This is a genomic window from Bacillus sp. 01N42_2 (assembly GCF_056399565.1).
Map to the genome: position 1 here is coordinate 1 of NZ_JBFTRO010000006.1, position 21,779 is coordinate 21,779.

The 21,779-nt window shown below is 46.2% G+C and carries 23 protein-coding genes, 2 tRNA genes and 1 riboswitch; of the genes, 13 read left to right on the forward strand and 12 right to left on the reverse strand.

All coding sequences use genetic code 11. The features are described from left to right. Positions 1-152 precede the first annotated feature (152 nt). From AC1DN5_RS13745 to AC1DN5_RS13760, 4 genes are all read right to left on the reverse strand, one after another. Positions 153-226 (reverse strand) — tRNA-Gly (locus tag AC1DN5_RS13745). Between the two features lie 9 nt (positions 227-235). After that, positions 236-312 (reverse strand) — tRNA-Arg (locus AC1DN5_RS13750). 303 nt (positions 313-615) lie between these two features. Then, entirely contained in the window at positions 616-2,034 is a 1,419-nt protein-coding gene (locus AC1DN5_RS13755; RefSeq protein WP_188154811.1) for a sugar porter family MFS transporter, read from the reverse strand. A 420-nt stretch (positions 2,035-2,454) separates the two neighbouring features. Next, a complete protein-coding gene (locus AC1DN5_RS13760; protein ID WP_045926943.1) occupies positions 2,455-3,456 on the reverse strand; it encodes an NADPH:quinone oxidoreductase family protein in 1,002 nt (333 codons plus the stop codon). A 126-nt stretch (positions 3,457-3,582) separates the two neighbouring features. Here AC1DN5_RS13760 and AC1DN5_RS13765 point away from each other — a divergent pair, with 126 nt between their 5' ends. The 6 genes from AC1DN5_RS13765 (at position 3,583) to AC1DN5_RS13790 (ending at position 8,232) form a co-directional block, all read left to right on the forward strand. After that, the gene (locus tag AC1DN5_RS13765) at positions 3,583-4,050 is read left to right on the forward strand and encodes an SRPBCC family protein (protein ID WP_016937076.1); all 468 of its coding nucleotides are present in this window, start codon (positions 3,583-3,585) and stop codon (positions 4,048-4,050) included. 111 nt (positions 4,051-4,161) lie between these two features. Beyond that, entirely contained in the window at positions 4,162-5,007 is an 846-nt protein-coding gene (locus tag AC1DN5_RS13770; protein WP_366970170.1) for a manganese catalase family protein, read from the forward strand. Between the two features lie 249 nt (positions 5,008-5,256). Next, a complete protein-coding gene (locus tag AC1DN5_RS13775; RefSeq protein WP_047478243.1) occupies positions 5,257-6,819 on the forward strand; it encodes an APC family permease in 1,563 nt (520 codons plus the stop codon). A 116-nt stretch (positions 6,820-6,935) separates the two neighbouring features. Further along, positions 6,936-7,517: a TetR/AcrR family transcriptional regulator gene (locus AC1DN5_RS13780; RefSeq protein WP_016937079.1), complete on the forward strand. Its 582-nt coding sequence runs from the start codon at positions 6,936-6,938 to the stop codon at positions 7,515-7,517. 71 nt (positions 7,518-7,588) lie between these two features. Then, complete coding sequence (locus AC1DN5_RS13785; protein WP_016937080.1) at positions 7,589-7,918, forward strand: DMT family transporter; 330 nt, start codon at positions 7,589-7,591, stop codon at positions 7,916-7,918. Continuing rightward, positions 7,918-8,232 carry a DMT family transporter gene (locus AC1DN5_RS13790; protein WP_007409295.1) on the forward strand — a complete coding sequence of 105 codons (315 nt, stop codon included), beginning with the start codon at positions 7,918-7,920 and terminating at the stop codon, positions 8,230-8,232. Before AC1DN5_RS13785 ends, AC1DN5_RS13790 begins: the two co-directional genes overlap by 1 nt. Before the next feature lie 59 nt (positions 8,233-8,291). Here the strand turns inward: AC1DN5_RS13790 and AC1DN5_RS13795 are convergent, their stop codons facing one another. Both AC1DN5_RS13795 and AC1DN5_RS13800 read right to left on the reverse strand, forming a co-directional pair. After that, on the reverse strand, positions 8,292-9,506 hold the full coding sequence (locus AC1DN5_RS13795; RefSeq protein ID WP_366970169.1) for a CynX/NimT family MFS transporter: 1,215 nt from the start codon (positions 9,504-9,506) through the stop codon (positions 8,292-8,294). Then, positions 9,496-10,182 (reverse strand): FadR/GntR family transcriptional regulator, encoded by a 687-nt coding sequence (locus tag AC1DN5_RS13800; protein WP_188154808.1) that lies wholly within the window; start codon positions 10,180-10,182, stop codon positions 9,496-9,498. Before AC1DN5_RS13800 ends, AC1DN5_RS13795 begins: the two co-directional genes overlap by 11 nt. Positions 10,183-10,539: 357 nt before the next feature. Beyond that, a riboswitch (purine riboswitch) is annotated at positions 10,540-10,639 on the forward strand. A gap of 55 nt (positions 10,640-10,694) precedes the next feature. On the opposite strand from AC1DN5_RS13800, the gene AC1DN5_RS13805 reads away from it, so the two are divergent. Beyond that, a complete protein-coding gene (locus AC1DN5_RS13805; protein ID WP_016937083.1) occupies positions 10,695-11,855 on the forward strand; it encodes an MFS transporter in 1,161 nt (386 codons plus the stop codon). Between the two features lie 52 nt (positions 11,856-11,907). Here AC1DN5_RS13805 and AC1DN5_RS13810 read toward each other — a convergent pair whose 3' ends face one another. Then, positions 11,908-12,474 carry a YdhK family protein gene (locus AC1DN5_RS13810; protein WP_045926971.1) on the reverse strand — a complete coding sequence of 189 codons (567 nt, stop codon included), beginning with the start codon at positions 12,472-12,474 and terminating at the stop codon, positions 11,908-11,910. Positions 12,475-12,677: 203 nt separating this feature from the next. Here AC1DN5_RS13810 and AC1DN5_RS13815 point away from each other — a divergent pair, with 203 nt between their 5' ends. Further along, entirely contained in the window at positions 12,678-12,851 is a 174-nt protein-coding gene (locus AC1DN5_RS13815; RefSeq protein ID WP_016937085.1) for a hypothetical protein, read from the forward strand. Positions 12,852-12,901: 50 nt separating this feature from the next. On the opposite strand, the gene AC1DN5_RS13820 is transcribed toward AC1DN5_RS13815, so the two are convergent. Further along, the gene (locus tag AC1DN5_RS13820) at positions 12,902-14,260 is read right to left on the reverse strand and encodes a serine hydrolase (protein WP_188154806.1); all 1,359 of its coding nucleotides are present in this window, start codon (positions 14,258-14,260) and stop codon (positions 12,902-12,904) included. 139 nt (positions 14,261-14,399) lie between these two features. Beyond that, positions 14,400-14,669 carry a hypothetical protein gene (locus AC1DN5_RS13825; RefSeq protein ID WP_047478256.1) on the reverse strand — a complete coding sequence of 90 codons (270 nt, stop codon included), beginning with the start codon at positions 14,667-14,669 and terminating at the stop codon, positions 14,400-14,402. Positions 14,670-14,902: 233 nt separating this feature from the next. On the opposite strand from AC1DN5_RS13825, the gene AC1DN5_RS13830 reads away from it, so the two are divergent. Beyond that, complete coding sequence (locus tag AC1DN5_RS13830) at positions 14,903-15,157, forward strand: hypothetical protein (protein ID WP_016937088.1); 255 nt, start codon at positions 14,903-14,905, stop codon at positions 15,155-15,157. Positions 15,158-15,215: 58 nt separating this feature from the next. On the opposite strand, the gene AC1DN5_RS13835 is transcribed toward AC1DN5_RS13830, so the two are convergent. Next, complete coding sequence (locus AC1DN5_RS13835) at positions 15,216-16,403, reverse strand: macrolide family glycosyltransferase (protein ID WP_047478259.1); 1,188 nt, start codon at positions 16,401-16,403, stop codon at positions 15,216-15,218. 139 nt (positions 16,404-16,542) lie between these two features. Further along, positions 16,543-17,229 (reverse strand): GntR family transcriptional regulator, encoded by a 687-nt coding sequence (locus AC1DN5_RS13840; RefSeq protein ID WP_029575258.1) that lies wholly within the window; start codon positions 17,227-17,229, stop codon positions 16,543-16,545. Positions 17,230-17,409: 180 nt separating this feature from the next. Between AC1DN5_RS13840 and AC1DN5_RS13845 the strand changes: the two genes are divergently transcribed. Both AC1DN5_RS13845 and AC1DN5_RS13850 read left to right on the forward strand, forming a co-directional pair. Beyond that, positions 17,410-18,465: a tartrate dehydrogenase gene (locus AC1DN5_RS13845; RefSeq protein ID WP_047478263.1), complete on the forward strand. Its 1,056-nt coding sequence runs from the start codon at positions 17,410-17,412 to the stop codon at positions 18,463-18,465. 21 nt (positions 18,466-18,486) lie between these two features. Beyond that, positions 18,487-19,392, forward strand: a complete 906-nt coding sequence (locus AC1DN5_RS13850) for an alpha/beta fold hydrolase (protein ID WP_047478267.1) — start codon at positions 18,487-18,489, stop codon at positions 19,390-19,392. Between the two features lie 129 nt (positions 19,393-19,521). On the opposite strand, the gene AC1DN5_RS13855 is transcribed toward AC1DN5_RS13850, so the two are convergent. Then, on the reverse strand, positions 19,522-20,139 hold the full coding sequence (locus AC1DN5_RS13855; RefSeq protein ID WP_095242142.1) for an NUDIX hydrolase: 618 nt from the start codon (positions 20,137-20,139) through the stop codon (positions 19,522-19,524). Between the two features lie 272 nt (positions 20,140-20,411). On the opposite strand from AC1DN5_RS13855, the gene AC1DN5_RS13860 reads away from it, so the two are divergent. Further along, positions 20,412-20,882 carry a GNAT family N-acetyltransferase gene (locus AC1DN5_RS13860; protein WP_095242143.1) on the forward strand — a complete coding sequence of 157 codons (471 nt, stop codon included), beginning with the start codon at positions 20,412-20,414 and terminating at the stop codon, positions 20,880-20,882. Positions 20,883-21,027: 145 nt separating this feature from the next. Continuing rightward, entirely contained in the window at positions 21,028-21,771 is a 744-nt protein-coding gene (locus AC1DN5_RS13865) for a sulfite exporter TauE/SafE family protein (RefSeq protein WP_016937094.1), read from the forward strand. The last annotated feature ends 8 nt before the right edge of the window (positions 21,772-21,779 follow it).

Below are 21,779 nucleotides of genomic sequence, written 5' to 3' on the forward strand. Positions count from 1 at the left end.
GTATTAGGCACGCCGCCAGCGTTCGTCCTGAGCCAGGATCAAACTCTCCGATAAAGTAGTTTGACTGACTACGCACATCGCTGTGCGATTTATTTAAAACTTTGAATTAACAGGTACGTTTTGTCTTGTTTAGTTTTCAAAGATCATTATAATGGAGCGGGTGATGAGAATCGAACTCACGACATCAGCTTGGAAGGCTGAGGTTTTACCACTAAACTACACCCGCATTTTAAATTGGCGCGCCCGAGAGGAGTCGAACCCCTAACCTTTTGATCCGTAGTCAAACGCTCTATCCAATTGAGCTACGGGCGCTTATCAGGCGACTCAACTATCATACTATCAATCAGTTATGATGTCAAGTGTTTTTTTATTTCTTTTCGAAGTTGTTTTCTCAACCTCATTTATTATACACGTTTCTGAGAATTTGTAAAGTCTTTTTTCAAAAGCTCATTTTCTCTTTTAGCGTGATCGCTTTGTTCATCAGCGACGTTTAATAATATACCATGCCCCTTAAATCGCGTCAACACTTTTACAAAAGTTTTTTCTCGCTTATTACTTCCTTCTATATATAGAAAATAAAAAACAGGATTCCTAAGAACCCTGCATCTCTCTTGATTACCCGCTCACCTTGACCTCTGCACTTTTTCGCTCTGGTTTTTCATAAGTACGGAAGTTTTGTTCAAGCTGTTCAAGCGACAGACCTTTTGTTTCCGGCAGGAACCTTTTCACGAATATGACGGACGCTATTCCTAACAGAACAAAAATAAAGAAGGTTGCAGACAGTCCGATGTTTGCGAGCAGAACCGGGAAAGTTAAACCGACAAGGAAGTTCGCGATCCAAAGGCAGAAGACAGTGACTCCCATACCAAGCCCCCGCAATCGAAGCGGGAATATCTCCGACAGCATCAGCCAGGTCACAGGAGAAACCGCTCCCTGCTGAAACGCAAGGAAAGTGACGGTTAACCCAAGAACTACATAAGGAAGTGAAGGGGATCCTTTCAGCACGACAGATAAAATGCCGATCAGCAGCAGCACGGCAGTCGTTCCGATCAGCCCCGTCATCAGCATCGGGCGCCGGCCGACTCTGCCGAGAAGCCATATGCCCACAAAAGTCGCAAGCACGGAAATCACACCGTTAGCGATATTGCCGATCAATGCAGCTTTTGTTTCGAAGCCGGCATCTTTTAGTATTTGAGTTCCATAGTACATAATTGAATTTACGCCGGTGAGCTGCTGCACTACAGCAATTCCGATTCCGATAAACACAATGCGGCGCACCCACGGAACGGCAAGGTCCTTAAATGTCGCCTGCTCCATCTCCGCTTCCTTATGAAAAGCAGATTCAATCTCGGCGAGTTCTGACTTTGCTTTCTCGTCATTCCGTATTCGCCGGAGAACGCGCAAAGCATCTTCTTTTCTTCCTTTAGAAACCAACCAGCGCGGACTTTCGGGAACTTTCAGCATACCGAAAAACAAGAATACCGCCGGAAGAGCCGCGATAACGAGCATGTAACGCCAAGCGTGGGACGTATCACCGAGCACATTGCCGATGATGGCATTACACGTGAAGGCAAGCAGCTGGCCCGTTACAATCATCAGTTCATTTTGGGTAACCATTCTCCCCCGGCTTTCCGCCGGCGACATTTCAGCCAAGTATGCCGGAACTGTTACGGAAGCTCCCCCGACAGCAAGCCCCAGCAGAAAACGAGAGATAATCATAACCGATACGTTAGGCGCCAGTGTACATCCCAGCGTCGCCGCAAAGAACAAAACGGCAAGGAAAAGGATATTTTTACGTCTGCCGTTATAGTCTGACAGCCGCCCTCCGAAAACTGCGCCGATCGCAGCCCCCAAGAGAAGGGAGCTTGCCACCATGCCTTCAGTCAGGGCCGTAAGATTAAGCTGGTCAGCTTCCGCCATAAAAGGAAGCGCTCCATTAATTACACCTGTATCGTAACCGAAAAGAAGCCCCCCGAACGTCGATACTAAAATGATGGTTCTCAAAAATGAATACTGGCTGCTATTTTTATTCATCTTCAAATCCTCCCAGTTTTTATACAGAGATATAAACCGAATATTCAGTTATCTATATTTACGCCTATAATGACTTACCCACGTTTCGACAATTCAAAACAGCTTTTATATAAAAAATCACTCGAAAGTGTCATCATTTATATTTGCTCTCTCCTTTCGTCGAATTGTTACTTTATAGTTATTTCTTAGTTAAGTTGTAATAATATTATTGGCACTTATGTTATTATATTAATTTTAAAAGCGCTTTCAGTCAATAAATATTTCAGATAATTTAAAAACTTTTCTAAATATGATCTACATATAACCAATATTTGTTTAAAATCAGCTCACTTTCAGAATATACTCAATAATCATCTCAGTTTTAATCAGTAAATGATTATATAATGAAAAAACCCCCAACTGCTGATCGGGGGTTTTTGTTTATTCTTCGTTCAGTTTAACGATCGTTCTCCCTCTCGCTTTTCCTTTTAAGAGAGCAGGGAGCGTGTCCGGCAGTTCCTCAAGTGTAATTTCCTTTTGAATAAAGGTCTCGAGATCCGCTGGCTTGAAATCTTCAGCCAGACGCTGCCATGTTTTCTTTCTTGTCTCCATCGGACAGGATACGGAATCAATTCCCAGGAGGCTGACGCCGCGCAATATAAACGGAAAGACCGTAGCCGGGAGTTTCGTTCCCGCTGTCAGTCCGCTCACTGCAACTGCTCCGCCGTACTGAATCTGGCTGAGAACTGAAGCAAGCGGCTCACCTCCGACCGGATCGACGGCCGCGGCCCATTTTTGTTTTTGCATCGGTTTTAACGTGCCGTTGTAAACTTCGTCACGGTGAATAACCGATTTCGCACCGAGACTCTTCAGATAGCCGCTTTCTTCTTCTTTTCCCGTACTGGCCTCTACGTCATAGCCTAATGCAGAAAGAATGGAAACCGCAAAGCTTCCGACGCCTCCTGTTGCTCCCGTCACCAGCACTTTCCCTTTTTCAGGGGCGGCATGGTTTTCCTCAAGCCGCTGAACGGACAATGCGGCCGTAAAGCCGGCGGTTCCGATCGTCATGGCTTCTTTAAGAGTCAGACCTTCAGGCAGCGGCACAATCCAATCTGCTGGAATGCGGGCCATCCCGCTATAGCCGCCAAAGTGGGAAACGCCTATGCCGTAGCTTGTCGCAATGACTTTGTCCCCTTCTTTAAAACGGGCGTCATCTGAGGAAACGACGATTCCCGCTAAATCAATTCCCGGCACGAAAGGATACGAGGTTACGATCTTGCCGTCAGGAATGGCAGCCAAGCTGTCTTTGTAATTCACGCCTGAATAGCAAACCTTAATCAGCACTTCACCCTCGGGAAGGTCCTGAACTGCGAGCTCCTGTACGCTGACTGAAAACCGGTCTTCACGTTGATCGACTACTAACGCTTTAAATTGATCTGTCATCACTACGTCTCCTTAAAATGTATTGAATGGCTTTGAAAAAGCATAAACTAAGTTTGATTTGTTTTCAAATGTCATGCCCCGTGTAGTATGATCAAAAGAAAAAACAGCGAAAGAGTGGTTAGCAGCATGTCTGATAAACAAAACAATGATAACAAAAATAACAACAGCAGTAATCAAACATTACCGGACATTATTCATACCGCCGTTTTCAAGGCGCCGCTGCAAGTGGTCTGGGATACGGTCTCCACTGCGGACGGACTGTCTCTCTGGTTTATGCCGAATGATTTCACGCCTCAAGAAGACAGTGATTTTCAGTTGGAATCTCCATTCGGTCCGTCTCCGTGCAAGGTGCTGGATATCGAAGCGCCGTACCGCCTTTCTTTTTCATGGGATACGGAAGGCTGGATCGTTTCTTTTATCTTGAAAGAAACGGAAAGCGGAGATACGGAATTCACTCTCATTCACGGCGGATGGAAAGAGCCGGATGCCGTCATCAATAAAGTCAATCGGAAAAGCTCGGAGATTCACAGTACGATGGACCAAGGATGGAACGGGCTTGTCAACACGAAGCTCCGCGGGGCGGTCGAGGCTTAACGCAAAAGGACGGGACACACTTTCCGTCCTTTTTTGCTGCCGATACACAAAAACCGACTTTGCTAAGACACTAACAGAAGAACTGAAAACTGATTTCAGGGTGCGCTGTTCATGTACTATTACAAAGAAGAACTGATCAATATCATTAAGCCGGATCCGGCCGCCGCCAAGGTGCTTCAGGAAATTTTAGGCGGGCACTACGGAGAAATGCGGACGATGATGCAATACTTTTTCCAAAGCTCTAATTTCAGGGGAAAAGAAAAGCAGTTCCGCGACCTGCTTCGCGGCGTATTTTTAGAAGAAATTGCACACGTTGAGCTCGTCCAGCATACGATTAATGCGCTGCTCGATGAAAGCGGGGCTGAGGGCCCCGGAAATCAGGCTTCAGATCAGGCGCCGATTGACGAAGCGGTGAAGCATGCCAATCCGCACCATTATATTATCGGGGCGCAAAGTTCTCTTCCTGTAGACGCCGGCGGCAATCCATGGAATGGGTCTTGGGTATACAACCACGGGAATCTGATTGCCGACTTATTGGACAATGTCGTGCTGGAATCAACCGGCGTGCTGCAAAAAACGCGCATTTATGAAATGATTTCTAATCAGACGTTCAGAGAAACACTCGGTTTCCTGATTGTCCGTGACAATGCTCATCAAAATGCTTTTACAAAAGCGCTGGAAACACTTGGTGTTGAATGGGGAAAATTATTCCCCGTGCCGAATTATGACATTGAGAAATATCCGGAGTGCCGTAAATTCGTTGAGATGGGATATCACAATACCCAATTTAATTTCAGACTGGATTCGACACGGATCGGAGAAATTCTGCAGGGACAGACGCCGAGCCGAAACGGCGGCGAATTAAGTGTGTCTGAGCCGCCTAAAGGGTTCCCTGTGCCGGAACTTCCTGAGCTTCCGAATGAGCACAGCCCCGGACTGAAAGATATGAACTTGTAATAAAAAAACGCCTGCTTCGGGCGTTTTTTTATTTTTATAGATGTAAGGTTTGAACGTGAGCAAAACGGGGAATATAAGCGGGGAGATCTTGACATGCGGCCGTATCAAGTCACTCCATTATGATTTGAGCATACTGCTGTACATACTTCAGCATATAAAGCTGTCCTAATTTTCCAGCCGGCCGGCTGGGTATGTTCGAATGATAATGGGAATTATGTAAATAGAACATGTCTTATAAGGAGGCAGCGAATGTCTAAGCAAGGAAACTTCCAGAAATCTATGTCACTTTTTGATCTTATTTTAATCGGCATGGGAGCCATATTCGGTTCAGCATGGCTGTTTGCCGTCAGTAACGTCGCCTCTAAAGCGGGCCCATCAGGCATTTTTTCCTGGCTGATCGGCGGGGGAATCATCTTATTGATCGGCTTAGTTTATGCGGAACTGGGCGCCGCGCTGCCGCGGACCGGGGGAATTATCCGGTATCCCGTATATTCACACGGACACCTGGTCGGATATTTAATTTCCTTTGTCACCATTGTGGCCTACACGAGCCTTATTTCTATAGAAGTCACGGCAGTCCGCCAATACGTGGCGTATTGGTTTCCAGGGTTGACCGTGAAAGGTTCTGACTCGCCGACAATTGCCGGGTGGATATTGCAATTTGCGCTGCTCTGCATGTTCTTCCTCCTCAATTACTGGAGTGTCAAAACCTTTGCAAAAGCAAACTTTATTATTTCGATTTTTAAATATGTCGTTCCGATTACGGTTATTATAGTACTGATTTTTCATTTTCACCCGGGCAATATGACCGTTCACGGATTTGCGCCTTTTGGTTTCACCGGAATTCAGGCCGCGATTTCTACCGGCGGTGTCATGTTCGCCTATCTTGGGCTGCACCCGATTGTGGCTGTCGCAAGTGAAGTGCAGAATCCGAAGCGGAACATTCCGATCGCATTGATTGTCTGTATTATCGTTTCTACTATTATTTACACCGTGCTGCAGCTCACTTTTATCGGGGCGATTCCGGCGGATACCCTGAAGCACGGATGGCCGGCTATCGGGACTGAATTCTCTCTTCCGTTTAAAGATATCGCCGTTTTGCTCGGATTAGGGTGGCTGGCGACATTGGTTATTTTAGATGCGATTTTATCACCGGGCGGTAACGGTAATATCTTTATGAATACGACTTCACGTCTCGTCTACGCCTGGGCCAGAAACGGAACTTTATTCAGCATCTTTTCTAAAGTCAATAAAGAAACCGGGACACCGCGTGCCTCCCTTTGGCTTTCGTTCGGTCTGGCTGTTTTTTGGACGCTGCCGTTCCCTTCTTGGAACGCTCTTGTGAACGTGTGCTCCGTCGCATTGATTCTGTCTTATGCGATTGCGCCGATTTCTTCAGCGGCGCTGAGGGTGAACGCGAAGGATATTAACAGACCGTTTTATTTAAAAGGGATGAGCATCATCGGGCCGCTGTCGTTTATTTTTACCTCTTATATTGTATATTGGTCCGGATGGCGCACCGTATCCTGGCTTCTCGGTTCTCAAATTGTCATGTTTCTGATCTATCTCTGTTTCAGTAAATATGCTCCCAAAGATGATGTCAGCATACGGCAGCAGCTGAAATCAGCCTGGTGGATCGTCGGCTTTTATGTGATGATGCTGATTTTCTCCTATCTCGGCTCGTTCGGCCACGGATTGGGTATTATCAGCAATCCGCTTGACCTGATTCTGATCGCCATCGGTTCGCTCGGTATTTATTACTGGGCAAAATATACGGGACTGCCGAAGGCTATGATCGACAGTGATAAATGATGAACGCCGGAAAGAAGCATGATCTTCTTTCCGGTCTTTTTATTTTTAAGGATGACAAAAAAGCGAAAATACGATAAAATGAATGACAGTCATTCATAAAAGGAGGAACCCCTCTATTGGCAAAACAAAGCTCGGGAAAATATGAAAAGATCCTGCAAGCCGCGATTGAAGTCATTTCTGAAAAAGGATTAGACAAAGCATCCATCTCAGAAATCGTCAAAAAAGCCGGAACGGCCCAAGGGACGTTTTACTTATATTTTTCTTCTAAAAACGCCCTCATATCAGCGATTGCAGAAAACCTGCTTGATCATACGCTGGACAGAATCAAAGGGAAAACGGACGGCACTGAAGATTTTTGGACGGTGCTGGACATTTTGGTTGATGAGACATTTCACATCACCCGGCTTCATAAAGATATTATCGTCCTCTGTTATTCCGGTCTTGCCATCGATCACTCAATGGAAAAATGGGAGGCCATTTATCAGCCTTATTATTCCTGGCTGGAAGGCGTCATCAATACGGCCATTGAGCAGGGTGAGGTCATCAGCGGCATTCATGTCAGATGGACGGCCAGAACGATTATCAATGTTGTCGAGAACGCGGCTGAACGGTTTTATATCGGCTGTGAACAGGATGTTGATCTCGAAGTATATAAAAAAGAAATATTCAGCTTTCTCAAAAGAAGCTTACAGAAATGATTGGCAGAGACCGATCATTTTTGACCGCCATAAAAATGACTGACATTCATTCATAATTGAGGTGACTGTAAATGTATTGGCTGCTTGTACTGATAGCCGGACTGTTAGAAGTGGTTTGGGCGTCCGCTCTGAAACATGCGGACTCGCTCATTGATTGGATCGGTATTTTCCTGCTGATTGCCGTCAGCTTCCTGATGTTGATTCGTTCTTATAAAAAAATACCGATGGCTGCCGCATACACCGTTTTTGTCGGAATAGGCACCGTCGGCACATATGTAACGGGCGTCATTTTAGGAGAACCTTTTTCAATCGGGCAAATCTTCTTTTTGGCTCTGCTGTTGTCCGGTATTTTAGGAATGAAGGTATTTACGAAAGAAACTGAAACAAGGGGTGAACATTAATGGCTTGGCTGCTGTTATTTATTGCCGGAGCGGAGGAAGTTGTAGCGGCCGTTGCCATGAAACATATTGACGGTTTTAAAAAAAAGTGGCCGCTGATTGTCATGGTAACAGGCTTTATGCTTTCATTCTTTTGCCTTTCCGGAGCGATGCAGGTTCTTCCCACAGGTGTCGCGTATGCGGCTTGGACCGGCATGGGAAGCATCGGCGTATCAGCCGTGGGTATACTTTGGTTTAAAGAAAAATTCAATCTGTCACAATTGGTGTCTCTGGGGCTTATCCTCATCGGGGTCATCGGTTTGAAACTGACAACGTGATGTCCGGAGACAGCTTTTTAAATAAAAAACAAAGGGCCCTAAGCAGACCCTTTGTTTTTTTATGCAGTTTTAATCTGTTCCGCTTTTCCGGCCCCGACACCGAAAATGAAAATCAGAACGGAGACCGCGATCAGCATGAATAACGGAACCGTCCAGCCGTGCGTGATATCATGCAGCAGGCCGAATACGAGCGGTCCGAACGCGGCAAGCAAATATCCGAATGACTGGGCCATTCCCGAAAGCGCCGCGGCTTCATGGACATGGCGGGTCCGCAGGCTGAAGAACATCATTGCCAGACTGAACGCACAGCCTCCCGCAATTCCGATCAAAATGACCCATAGCGGAGTGAGAGCCGGGCTTCCGAAAAGAACGCCGGCAATGCCGATAAGGAAAAATAAAGCCGTCAGTCCGGCGAGTGCGCGCTGGTTTTTCATTTTAGCGGCAGCGATCGGCACGATAAAAGTAATCGGCAGGACTGAGAATTGCATTAATGAAAGCATCCATCCCGCCTTACTTGAGCTGAGTCCATTCTGCTGAAGAATTTCCGGCAGCCAAGCGATGATGGTGTAAAAAATAAGGGATTGCAGCCCCATGAACAACGTCACCTTCCAAGCCAGAGGAGACCGCAGCAGACTGCTTTTCTTCTCTCCATTTATCCCAGTCGTGCGGACGGGCAGTTCGCGTCCTTTCATTTGCGGAATCCACATGATAAGCGCAATGAAAGAAAGGATAGCCCAGCAGCCGAGCGCGCCTTTCCAGCCTAACCCCGCTGAGGAGGCGATCGGAACGCTGATGCCGGATGCAATCGCGCCGCACAGATTCATAGAAACCGAGTAGACGCCGGTCATGACGCCTAAATTTCCGGGAAACTTATGTTTAATGAGACTCGGCAGCAGGACGTTGCATACGGCGATCGACAATCCTAACAGGATCGTTCCGAAAAAGAGAGTGCCGATCCCTGCGATGGAGCGCAGCAGAGTTCCGGCTGTCAGGACAATTAATGATGACAGTAAGACAATCTCGGTCCCGAAGCGCCGGGACAATAAAGGAACAAACGGCGACAGACATGCAAAGGCCAAAAGCGGCACTGTCGTAATGGTGCCGGCAGCCGCATTGGTCATTCCGAGGCTGTCCCGAATTGAGGAAACGAGCGGTCCGACCGATGTCAGAGGCGCTCTGAGGTTGGCCCCTATCAATATGACTCCGATAACCAGCAATATCAGTTTTTTACGCTGACTTGCTTGCAGAATTTGATGTTCGTCTTCAATTTTCATGTTCATCCTCCATGTGTATTGTATCTTTAAATACTGTGATGTATTGGTTGACGGCCTCCATGGCCTCATCCGGTTTCTGTCCGGCAATCGCAGCGGCAAGCTGGGTATGGATCCGGATAGCAGGGGTGATTTCCAAGAGATTATGGACTGACGCACAAAGCGCATCCGTCATATGCTCGTATAAATCAGAAAGCATATTGTTATGGGCCGCCTGTACAATTGTTTTGTGCAGTTTAATGTCAGCTTCGGCATACCGTTTTCGATCTTCATTTTGCAAGGCCGCCTCACATTCACCTAAGCATGCCTTCAGTGCTTTAAGGTCTTCGTCATTACGCCTTTGGGCCGCCAATCGTGCGGCTTCTCTCTCAAGTGCGTATCTGACTTCTAATGTTTCAAGCAAATTTGATTTTTTTATATGGCGGTAAAATGCAGCGCCGAGGACGCTGGATGAGCTGACATACGTACCGCTCCCCTGCCTAGTCTGAAGAAGGCCGGCATGTACGAGCGCCCGAATGGCCTCACGCAATGTGTTTCGGCTCACATCAAATTGCTTCATTAAATCCAACTCAGGGGGAATGCGCGTCCCGACCGGCCATTTATCCGATTGTATTAACGATTCAATTTGCGCCACCACTTGTTCTACGAGCGACAGTCTGCTTGTTTTGGATATTTCCATCAGAACACCTCTGTAATTTGTAGGATGATTCTATCATTGGGTAATATAACATAAATGAAGCGAAGATGTAAATCAGCCGCAACGAAAAAAAGTGAGATTTCTCTCACACTTCGGCGCTTTATGAACGTTTTAAATTGACTGACGTTACGACGAACTTGTCATGGCGGCGGCGATTTTTTCGTATTTATTCATCGGTTTCCTCCGGCTGTGTAATGTTTGATCTGTATAGACTCCTTATGGTTATCATAAATTTTTTTCTGCTTCATCAATGACCCGCTGTTGAAATTGAAAGGATTTCCTCGAATTTTCTATGGAATCTCTCTCACTATTATGGTAGAATTCTTTGCAGAAACGGACACAAACGAATATTGTATACATTGTATAACCTCAATGATATGGTTTGAGGGTGTCTACCAGGAACCGTAAAATCCTGATTACAAAAAATTGTCCCGCACACTTTTTGTAATCAGGATTTTTTATTTTCTAAAAAATAAAAAAAGGAGTATCTGTACATGAATTTCAAAGTATTTCTGCTTGCAGCATCTACTATTGCAGTCGGATTGGTTGAGTTAATTGTGGGCGGTATTCTTCCGCAAATCGCTTCCGACTTAGATATATCCATCGTCAGCGCGGGGCAGCTGATCAGCGTATTTGCGCTCGGTTACGCGGTATCCGGCCCGCTGCTTTTGGCAGTGACGGCAAAAGCTGAACGAAAGCGGCTTTATTTAATCGCACTTTTTGTTTTCTTCCTGAGTAATCTGGTCGCTTATTTCAGTCCTAATTTCGCCGTGCTGATGGTGTCACGGGTGCTCGCTTCCATGAGTACGGGACTGATTGTCGTCCTTTCTTTAACGATTGCCCCTAAAATCGTAGCGCCGGAATACAGAGCGCGGGCGATCGGCATCATTTTCATGGGCTTCAGCTCCGCAATCGCTTTAGGCGTGCCTGTCGGCATTATCATCAGCAATGCTTTCGGATGGCGCGTTCTGTTTTTGGGAATCGGCGTATTATCTCTTGTTTCCATGCTGATTATCAGCGTCTTTTTTGAAAAAATACCTGCTGAAAAAATGATTCCGTTTCGTGAGCAGATCAAGACGGTCTGGAACGCCAAAATTGCCAGCGCACATCTTGTCACCTTGTTTACACTGGCTGGGCATTACACACTCTATGCCTACTTTGCGCCTTTTTTGGAAACAACGCTTCATTTGAGTTCCGTTTGGGTCAGTGTATGCTACTTTTTGTTCGGCCTGTCAGCGGTATGCGGCGGACCGTTCGGCGGCTGGCTGTATGACCGTTTGGGATCATTTAAAAGCATCATGCTTGTGACTGTTTCTTTCGCTTTGATACTGTTTATCCTTCCGCTGTCAACGGTTTCTTTAATTATTTTCCTGCCTGCGATGGTGATCTGGGGATTGCTCAGCTGGAGCCTTGCGCCGGCGCAGCAAAGTTATTTGATCAAAATTGCGCCTGAGTCTTCCGATATTCAGCAAAGCTTCAATACATCCGCTTTGCAAATCGGCATTGCGCTCGGGTCAGCCATCGGCGGCGGCGTGATCAGACAAACGGGTTCTGTCACAGCAACCGCCTGGTGCGGCGGTTTGATTGTCATTATCGCTGTCGCGTTAGCTGTGTTTTCTTTAACGAGACCCGCTTTGAAAAGAAAATCCGCATAAGTGTGAGACCGCATAAAAGCCGAAGGAGTTCCTTCGGCTTTTGCGGTCTTTTTTATTTTGCGGCGGACAGCTCGTCTTCTGTCACCCATTTATGGTTCGTTACTTTTTGGCCGCCGTCCGTCGATGTATAGTCGACCATATAAACGGTTGTCTTTTTGGCTGAATCAATGACGGCTTCAGCGCCCTTCATGCCTTTCATATGGGATGCCTCGATGACGGCCTTGTCACCCGGCTTTAACGTCTTATCACCGGCGCCCTTTAATTCTTCCTGAATGACCCATTTATGATCTTTAACGCGCTTTCCTCCCGTTGTCGGCGTGTAAGATACACTGTAAACCGTTGTATCATAAGCACCTGTTACGGTTCCTTGCGCATTTTTCATGCCCTTCATATGAGAAGCTAAAATCATGACGTCACTGCCGACTTTATAAGTCGGATTTTCGGCCTTCTTTAAACCTTTCGGCACCTCGGATGAACCTGAGTGATTCATGTCTTCGTGAGCGTGCGTTTCTTTGTCTTTCGCTTTTTCGCTTCCTCCTGAAGATTGACTGTTGCATCCGGCAAGCGCCAGGACGGGAATGAGGAGAAACATGCTGAATAAAAATAATCTTGCTTTCATTTCAAGAACTCCTTTGCCTTTTTGATTTTTTACTTTTCCCTTTCGGTTCGTCAGTAAAACAAAAGATGAATTGCAGCCGGTCACCTCTCCTAATTCTTCAAATCTCTCTTCATTGCCTTTCGTCAGGTGAAATTGTTCACAAAATGTACACATTAATGGAAATGCAGTATAATTCAATTATCAGATAATAGGGGGAACTCATCATGAAAACGAAGGTTTTTGCGGTGGTATTGGGCGCTGTTTTAATGGTTGCAGGTTTGATTTTGGCAGAGGTTTCACTTTATATGGAATACATCACCATGCTCGGAGCTATGATTTTCTCTTCTATCTTTATGTCAGAGCCGAAAAGGAAATTTCGCGTCATCAAAGGGGTTTGACTTTTCTATTACCGCCGTCTTCTCAGGACGGCGGTTTTTTTGTATGTCACTCAGTCTATTCGCAGAGCGGTTTCTTCTGTGCCGTCTTGATATAAAACGAAATGTGAGGCCGCTTGGTCTTTATCACCGGCAAATTCAATTTCAAGCGGCAGCGCCCGGACAAAATAACGGGTTTCCGCCATTGGGAATAATTCGAATGGTGTCTGCCCGTCTATAGTAAGATACAATCGATTTTCTTTTACCGCCACCGATGCATGTGTATCATCCTGAAATGAGTAATCACCGGTAAATCTGCTGTAAATCGCAGGATCGATATCTGCTTTTTTCTGATCCGCCGGACGTTTCGGAATCACGTATGGCTGATCAAATAAGATGTTTACGGCCGCGGCAATCACAGCTTGTTCAAATTGATACGGTTGTTCCATATTGCTGAGATAAATCAGTGTTTTGTTCTGGTCAATATATCGGATCATCAGAGTTGAATAGCCCGGCCAGCCTCCGTCGTGACTGACAACCTTCCCTTTTTGGGGGCTGTTTTGAATCATCCAGCCAAATCCATACCCGAAATGCTCTTCTTCATTCCAATAGCCAGGTGTAAAAGCTTGGTCTTTCGTCTCTTTGCTGATGATTTCTTCCGTATAAAGAGCCTGATCAAACAGATATAAATCTCTTATCGCCGAGTTAACGGTTCCGTCACCTTGAATGCCGTCAAGGAAGACGACATAATCGGTTTCCTCAAGTTCATCAGGCAGGACATACTCTCCGGAATGCACATCATAGACATAGCCATATGCATAGTTCGGGATGTTTTCTTTACTCAGCCTTCTGTTATAAACCCGCGTATCGTTCATACGGAGCGGATGAAATACAGCTTGCTGCATAAATTCAGCAAAACTCATGCCTGATACAATTTCAATCATAACCGCTAACACAACATACCCCGTATTACTGTAAAGCCACCCCTTACCCGGCGGGAAATAAGCATCCGGTTTATGCTGCTTAAGCATATCGATCACATCTTGATTAACGGCAATTCTGTCCCGGTCCCAATGTGTTAAGAACAGCTCCATATAATCCGGCAATCCTGACGTATGATGAAGTAAATGCCGAATGGTAATGCCCGGATAAGGAAAATCAGGAAGCCACCGCTCTATCATATCGTCATACCGCAGCTTCCCCTGCTGCTCTAACTTCATAATCCCGAGAGCTGTAAACGGCTTCGATACTGAGGCCAATTCAAAGACAGAGCGGTCATTCAGCATCCTGTTTGTTTCCAGTTCTGCAATGCCGAATGAACCCTGATATAAAATGCGGCCGTTTTCTGCCGCTAAAACAGCTCCGTTTATTTCATGCCTTCCGTCTAAAGTGCTGAAAAGCTGTTCAAAAGCTTGTTTTTTCTTATCCTTCATTATGATCCCCCCATATAAAAACTGTATTTCTCTTTTATACGAATGGCTTTTATATGAGTTTCAATATTATTCCTTAACCGGCACAAGTCGGTAAATATACGATGATAATCAGAAGCCGCGGAGTTTTTATGACGATCTTTTATTCACACAATACAGTACAGGCTTCGAATTCAACATGCTTCTCATCTTTTTTGGCCCCGGCAATTTCCATAGTTGAAAACATCGCACAGACGACAGCTTTGTATTCGTTCATGACGGTTTGAATTTCAATCAGGAACCGTTCGGATGAAGCCGCGCATTCCGTTACGTACTCTTTCATTTTGCCGATAATATCATCTGCCTGACGACTGAATCCTGCCGCCTCCAAATCACTCTCAAACTGGTTTTTGTTCATCATATGAATATGCATTTCCAGGCCCCTTTCAGCAGTGTGTTTGTGGTTTACACCTACTGTAAAGGACAGGGTTGGATAAACTTTTAATAAAATATGAACAAACTATGAATTGGCGCATCAGCCTGACCCGCGTGCATCCGGCTGTTCTCCATACCATTTGAACTACCTGAAAATAATACTTCTTTACTCTATTAAAAACAGCTCATATATGATCTAATACTGTAAAACAATCGTTTAGGAGGCGGCCTATGTCAACAGCAGGAAACCGGCAAAAATTTTGGGTTAAGGCGATGCTTATAGCGGTCTTTGCTGTGTTTGTCTTCTCTTTTTCTGAGAATCATTCACAAAAGGACTGGCACGCGACAGTAGATCAGGCGTCCGTGAATGTTTTCGGCCAGCAGATCTTTGAAAAAGACCGTCTGGAAAAAACACTCGGCGCACGTGAGGCAGAATCTCTTCTGACTCTTATCAAACTCGCAAATGAAGAGCATCACATCATCTAGGAATCTTTATAAAAAGCCTGTTTCCCTTTTTACAGCGGAAACAGGCTTTTTTCGTGTATTATTTTTTTTGTTCAATAAACCGGTCGATCCGGGCCAGGACATCTTTCATGTCCATGCATTCTTTAAAGCTTTCGTTAATGGCTTGAATGCCTTGTTTATATTTCCCGTTATGCAGCACTTCTTCTGCGGCAAGCTTTAACTTTTCAGCGCTTACTTCATCTTTTTGCACTGTATAGCCGGCATTCAGTTCAGTCAGGCGGCGTGCAATCATCGGCTGATCTTTATCATGCGGGATGACGACCAGCGGCACTTGATAATGAATGCCTTCATTTACACTGTTCATTCCGCCATGTGTAACAAATAGGTCAGCTTGTTCCAGCACCTCAAGCTGCGGCACGTATGGAGCGATGATAAAGTTTTCCGGCGCCTGTTTGATTTTCGACTGATCGGCTATTTCTCCGGCGGCGATGACAACCTTGCCTTCAAAATCTGAGAACGCGTCTATGCACAGATTGAAAAACGCTTCCGTGTCCCCGAGCACCGTCCCCATTGAAATATAAATGACTTTTTCATCCTTTAAAGAATCGATCGGGAAGTCGGCGTGCCCCTTTCTCTTCGGAAAACTTGGACTGATAAATAAATACTCATCTCCGAACGTCTCGCTTTCGGGCTGAAAATATCTGCTTGTATAGACGACGTTCAGTTCACCCGTGTTGTTCATAAATTGGAGCAGGCTGTCAGGAGCAACGCCGTATTTGTCTTTCATCTCAGCCAACAGCTCTTCACATTCCCTATCCGGCTGAAACGGCACGCCCGATTCCGGATGGAGCGGGAGGGTTTTCAGGCCGTCTTCATTGAGCAGGAAGGATGCTGAAGAAGAGATGCCGGGAATGTTGAGATAATCTCTCACCAGCTCTCCCGCACCGAATTTATCATAATAGACGGCGTCGAATTGAATGTCCTCAGCCAGACGCTGCACAATATGTAAAATCTCCAGTGACGTTTTGATATGAATTTTTAAGAATGGCAGTATGCCGGACGGGCTGTCTGGATCAATGGGTGTCATTCTGAGCAGATCGCGGTGAAGGTGAACCTCCGCCCCTACTCCTTCCAGCCTGCTTTTGTATTTTTCCGTTGAGATATAATGAACGTGATCGCCCCGTTCACTGAAGGCCTTTGTCATACCGAGGGTCGGGTTTACGTGTCCTTCTGCGGGAAAATTGACCATGAGAATATGTTTTGCCATTTTCAAACTCCTTTGCCTTTTTTGCGCTTTTTCCATATCCATCATAAATGAGCAGAAAAAATCATGCAAGAAACATCAGTCAGGTCTTTATTGCAGTTTGATGACACCGCAAAAAAAAGGACAAGGCTTTTCGCCTTGTCTATCGTGATGATTCGTCTGTTTCTTGTGCTTTCAGCACGCCTTTCAGATGTTCTGCATCGTGCTTGAGATGTTCCGTCATATAGTGCACGGCTTTTGTTTTGTCGCCTTTTTTTATTTCTTCAAAGACTTTCCGGTGCTCATGTAAGATCACTTCCGCACGGTCATCCCCTTTAAAATTAAGGACTCTGCAAAAATGAATCAGCACATTGACATGCTCAAGCAGCTTGGCCAGCTGACTGTTATGGCTGAACTCCACAAGGAGCTGATGAAACGTTTCATTCAAGGAAATAATCTCCGTCTCTTTGACGCCTTTATGGATGGCTTCTTCCGTCTCCCGCAGCTGTTTTTCGATGAGTTCAATTTCACTCTCAGCCGCTTCATCAATGACGAGTTCGACCGCCAGTGATTCAAGTGACATTCTGATTTGATAAATCTCTTCAACATCCTTTACGGATAAAGAATAGATGACAAAGCCGTTTCGATCGTCTGCCGTCAGAAGCCCGTCCTTTTCAAGGAGCCGCATCGCTTCTCTGACCGGCGACCGGCTGACTCCGAAATCCTTGGCCAGCTGTGTTTCATTCAGCCGTTCTCCCGGTTTAAAAATCCCGTCAAATATCATTTTTTTCAATTGGGAATAAAATTGCAGATAATACGGGGTTGGCTTATCTAATTTAAAGTTATCCATCTTTCCTACCTCTTCATACAATTTAGGCCTTATTGTTACCAAGATCATATAACAGTTTATCTATGGAAGCAACATTCCCGAGCTTGTCAGCATAGCGGATTTGGCGTAATATGGAATTATAACAAACGACGGTCGACGGTCTGCCGTAAACCGAAACAATTCATTCAGGGGGGATGGAATATGAAAACATACAAGATTGCCAGCATACCGGGGGACGGTGTGGGAAAAGAAGTCGTTCCGCAAGCGGAGCGGGTGTTGAACACAATCGCCGAATTACATGGGGGCATGGCATTCGATTTTACTTCTTTTCCGTGGAGCTGCGAGTATTACTTGGAGCACGGAACCATGATGCCGGATGATGGATTAGAAACGTTACAGCACTTTGATGCTTTGTTTTTAGGAGCTGTGGGGAATCAAAAGCTCGTCCCCGACCATGTTTCGCTGTGGGGGCTGCTCATCAAGATACGCCGGGAATTTGAACAGGTGATCAATGTGCGGCCGGCGAAGCTGCTGCCGGGCATCACGTCCCCTCTCGTTAACCCTAAGGATTTTGATCTGCTGGTCGTCCGGGAAAACAGTGAGGGCGAGTACAGCTCTGTCGGCGGCAGAATGTATCAGGGCGAAGACGAAATCGCCATTCAAAACGCGGTCTTTTCCCGCAGAGGAACGGAAAGAGTGATGCGGTATGCCTTTGAACTGGCGGCAAATCGAAAAAAACACGTCACAAGCGCGACGAAATCCAACGGTATTGTTCACTCGATGCCGTTTTGGGATGACATCTTTAAAGAGGTCAGCCGGGAGTATGCCGGGATTGAAACGGACTCGCAGCATATTGACGCACTGGCGGCCTTTTTTGTCACTCACCCGGAGCGCTTCGATGTCATTGTCGCTTCAAACCTGTTCGGAGATGTGCTGACAGATATCGGCGCGGCGATTATGGGAAGCATCGGAATCGCTCCCGCCGCCAACATCAATGTAAACGGCAAATACCCTTCCATGTTTGAGCCTGTTCACGGCTCCGCTCCGGATATTGCCGGAAAAGGGATTGCCAACCCTATCGGCCAAATATGGACGGCTAAATTAATGCTCGATTCGTTCGGAGAAGAGGAGCTGGGCAATCTCCTCCTGCAATCAATTGAAACGGTCACAAACAGCGGCGTCCTGACCCCGGACGTCGGCGGAAAACATTCAACGGAAGACGTCACCTCCGCTATTATTTCTCAAATAAAAAAATAACATTTTATAAGGAGAGAGAAAATGGATTCTTTTCGTGAACAATTTGAAAAGCATGTGACCCATGATTCAATTGAAGTAAATGGCATCCGCCTTCATTACGTCTTTGCAGGAAAGGAGGAGGCTCCCCCCGTCATTCTCCTGCACGGCTTTCCGCAAAGCTGGGTGACGTGGCGTTATGTAATTCCGACGCTTGCCGCTTCTCACAGAGTCATCGCTGTTGATCTGAGGGGCTACGGCGATTCTGAAAAGCCGGGCGGCATAAACGGCTATGATAACAAAACGATGGCAAGCGATATACAAGGTCTGATGCGCCGCCTGCATATACAAAAAGCGTTAATTGCCGGGCATGACAGAGGCGCCAGGGTAGCAAGACGGCTTGCTTTAGATGCTCCGGAGCTGGCGGCAGGCCTTGTGCTCATCGACATTATGCCGACTGAATACGTCTATGATTCTCTGACGGCAGCTGAAGCCGCAAAAAAATACTGGCACTGGATATTTCAAGTCGTTCCCTATCTGCCGGAAGAATTAATAAGAGGAAAAGAAGAGGAATATCTTAGATTTTTATTAAGCAGAGGTGACGGGCTTTTTGACCTGCTGACATCAGACGGCGCCTGGGACCGGTACTTAGCCGCCTGGAAGCAGCCCGGTGCTGTCCAAGCTGCGCTTAACGACTACAGAGCCGCTTATCAAATTGATTTGCCGAGATATCGTTCAGAAAAGGAAGCACAGAAAAAACTGGATATGCCCACGCTTTTGCTGTGGGGAGAAAAAGGGAACTTAGCCGGCCTTCCCGTGCTTGACACATGGAGAGAATCAATTCGTGAAGTCAGCGGATATGAGGTAAAAGGCTGCGGCCATTACGTCCCTGAGGAAAAACCGACAGAAATTGCCCGCAGGATTATCGATTTTTCAAAAACGGTTTTTTAAGGGCGGACCACACCGAAACAGGCAGACTCTTAAAACCCGGCCTGATGATTTACCATCTCTATCACAGGCCGGATTATTCATAAGTGAAATGGTTCTGAACCAGTTCCTCTCTTTTTCCTGCTTGCTGCCTTAATCAAAATAAACGGGTTCGTCCGGATGTTTGAGATATGCAAACATCCTTTCAATCTGACTTTCCGTATTGCGGGCTTCAGACAGCGGCGGCAGCTCCGTTTCTGCAAAAAAAGCGGCCGCGCTTGTTTCCGTTCCCTCCCTGAGCTGTCCGCCGATGATCTCACATTTGATAAACACTTTGTAAACGTGGGCGGCGGACGGCGGATGGGAATGGCATTTCTTATCCATTACAGCTAACAGTTTGACCGGCTTTACGTCAATGCCCGATTCCTCTTTTACTTCTTTGACAGCGGCTTCGCCCGGAGAGATGCCGATATCGGCCCACCCGCCCGGCAGCGCCCATCTGCCGTCGCTTTTCTCTCTTACCATTAATATACTATGATCTCTAAAAACTGCCGCTCTGACATCAACTTTCGGAGTGGGATACCCGCTGTCCCCTGCGAAGACGTCTTGTAAGATCTCTTTGCCAACCCCGGTATGATGCGCCATGATATCCACGCTTATTTTTCTTATTTCTTCAAATCTCTCAATATCATATATGTCTTTGGAATAAGCCAGCCCCGCTTGCGCCGCGGATTGAAGCTGTTTTGCCCATTCAAGCCATTTTGGCTCCATTTTCAATCACCCGCCGATCTTTATGTTTTCACGAATACAGAAAATGCTGCCGGTTCATTAGACCCCAGTTTTCCGCCGATGAGACTGGGGCCCGTTCTCCCCTCTGCCGGAGAAAGCAGACGGAACAGGGTTTGTTTTTTTACATGAATTCAACTGTTATGAAGTATTTTTTGACGTCTTCGCTCATAATACCTCCTTGACGATATGGCAACCATATCCTTTATGATGATCATTGGATGATCTTCAGAAAAAGCGGAAGAGGAGTATGAAGGATGACGATTGAAATCAGAGCAGTCACGGAAGAAAACCGTGCCGATATACTGGCGCTTCATGTAAGTGAAAGCCAGGCTTTATTTATTGAAACCGCGGAAGAGTGTTTACAAGATGCTGAGGATTGCCGGCATTATCAGCCGGCCGGCCTTTATGTTGACGGGGAGTTGGTCGGCTTTGCCATGTACGGCTGGTTTCCGGAATATGATGAAGAAAATAAAAACGGCAGAGTGTGGCTTGACCGTTTTTTCATTGATGAACGATACCAGGGACGGGGATTGGGCAGACTGATGCTTGATGCCCTTATCCATCATCTCGCTCAATTATATGATTGCAGACGGATTTATTTAAGCCTGTTTGAAGATAACGTGCACGCACTGCGCCTTTATCAAAAATTCGGCTTTAGATTCAATGGAGAGCTGGACTCAAACGGGGAAAAAGTGATGGTCAAAGAGCTGCAGAGCGCTGTATAAAAGCATTCCGGCTTCTTGCCAATACTTTAAATTTGAGGTAACATAAAGATATTGAACGACGGTCGACGGACAACGGTCGATCGTTAAACATCTGGTACAGCGGATCGAAACATTGTCATCAGGCATCTAAATGGAGGAGAAGATTGTGCTTATTATACTCGTTATGTTTCTGCTCGGGATTATTCTCGGGTTTATCGGCGCGGGGGGAGCCGGCTTTGTTATTGCACTTTTAACCATACTTTTTCACGTACCGATTCACACGGCTTTGGGCACTTCCTTAGCCGGAATGGCTTTCACAAGTCTGTCCGGAGCTTTCAGCCACTACCGTGAAGGCAATATTCAGATGAAAATCGGTCTCATCGTCGGCGTTTTTGCGGCATTCGGTTCTTTTTTCGGGGCCAGACTTACTTCTCTTATCCCCGCAGATTTGCTGCATTACTTGACGGCGGGCATGCTGTTTTTATCTGCTCTATTGATTTTAGTCCGGTTATTTATTTTAAAAGAAACACAAGAGGACACCGGACCGCAAAGCAATCTGAACATATGGGTGAAAGCCGTTGTTCTCGGTATCATCGCAGGAATCTTGTCCGGAACATTCGGCATCGGCTCCGCCCCTTTCATCCAAATCGGCTTAATGATTCTTTTGCGCTTATCCATCCGCCAGTCGGTCGGCACAACCATGCTAGTCATTATCCCGCTTGCAGTCGGCGGAGGTCTCGGTTATGTGACGGAAGGGTTTGTCGACTATATGCTGTTGGTCAAAGTGCTGATCGGAACGATGTGCGGCGCATATGTCGGAGCGAAATTCACCAATCTCGTGCCGAAAGTCATTCTGAAATCAGCTATCTTTTTAACACCGGCCATCGCCGGTCTGATGCTTTTATTTTAAATTGAAAC

Coding starts and splice junctions, on each gene's coding strand:
- AC1DN5_RS13775 (WP_047478243.1), top strand. CDS start 5,257: ATGTCTAAGCAAGGAAACTTCCAGAAATCTATGTCACTTTTTGATCTT.
- AC1DN5_RS13815 (WP_016937085.1), top strand. CDS start 12,678: ATGAAAACGAAGGTTTTTGCGGTGGTATTGGGCGCTGTTTTAATGGTT.
- AC1DN5_RS13755 (WP_188154811.1), bottom strand. CDS start 2,034: ATGAATAAAAATAGCAGCCAGTATTCATTTTTGAGAACCATCATTTTA.
- AC1DN5_RS13825 (WP_047478256.1), bottom strand. CDS start 14,669: ATGCATATTCATATGATGAACAAAAACCAGTTTGAGAGTGATTTGGAG.
- AC1DN5_RS13770 (WP_366970170.1), top strand. CDS start 4,162: ATGTACTATTACAAAGAAGAACTGATCAATATCATTAAGCCGGATCCG.
- AC1DN5_RS13805 (WP_016937083.1), top strand. CDS start 10,695: ATGAATTTCAAAGTATTTCTGCTTGCAGCATCTACTATTGCAGTCGGA.
- AC1DN5_RS13795 (WP_366970169.1), bottom strand. CDS start 9,506: ATGAAAATTGAAGACGAACATCAAATTCTGCAAGCAAGTCAGCGTAAA.
- AC1DN5_RS13800 (WP_188154808.1), bottom strand. CDS start 10,182: ATGGAAATATCCAAAACAAGCAGACTGTCGCTCGTAGAACAAGTGGTG.
- AC1DN5_RS13840 (WP_029575258.1), bottom strand. CDS start 17,229: ATGGATAACTTTAAATTAGATAAGCCAACCCCGTATTATCTGCAATTT.
- AC1DN5_RS13855 (WP_095242142.1), bottom strand. CDS start 20,139: ATGGAGCCAAAATGGCTTGAATGGGCAAAACAGCTTCAATCCGCGGCG.
- AC1DN5_RS13845 (WP_047478263.1), top strand. CDS start 17,410: ATGAAAACATACAAGATTGCCAGCATACCGGGGGACGGTGTGGGAAAA.
- AC1DN5_RS13835 (WP_047478259.1), bottom strand. CDS start 16,403: ATGGCAAAACATATTCTCATGGTCAATTTTCCCGCAGAAGGACACGTA.
- AC1DN5_RS13810 (WP_045926971.1), bottom strand. CDS start 12,474: ATGAAAGCAAGATTATTTTTATTCAGCATGTTTCTCCTCATTCCCGTC.
- AC1DN5_RS13850 (WP_047478267.1), top strand. CDS start 18,487: ATGGATTCTTTTCGTGAACAATTTGAAAAGCATGTGACCCATGATTCA.
- AC1DN5_RS13820 (WP_188154806.1), bottom strand. CDS start 14,260: ATGAAGGATAAGAAAAAACAAGCTTTTGAACAGCTTTTCAGCACTTTA.
- AC1DN5_RS13760 (WP_045926943.1), bottom strand. CDS start 3,456: ATGACAGATCAATTTAAAGCGTTAGTAGTCGATCAACGTGAAGACCGG.
- AC1DN5_RS13790 (WP_007409295.1), top strand. CDS start 7,918: ATGGCTTGGCTGCTGTTATTTATTGCCGGAGCGGAGGAAGTTGTAGCG.
- AC1DN5_RS13765 (WP_016937076.1), top strand. CDS start 3,583: ATGTCTGATAAACAAAACAATGATAACAAAAATAACAACAGCAGTAAT.
- AC1DN5_RS13785 (WP_016937080.1), top strand. CDS start 7,589: ATGTATTGGCTGCTTGTACTGATAGCCGGACTGTTAGAAGTGGTTTGG.
- AC1DN5_RS13830 (WP_016937088.1), top strand. CDS start 14,903: ATGTCAACAGCAGGAAACCGGCAAAAATTTTGGGTTAAGGCGATGCTT.
- AC1DN5_RS13860 (WP_095242143.1), top strand. CDS start 20,412: ATGACGATTGAAATCAGAGCAGTCACGGAAGAAAACCGTGCCGATATA.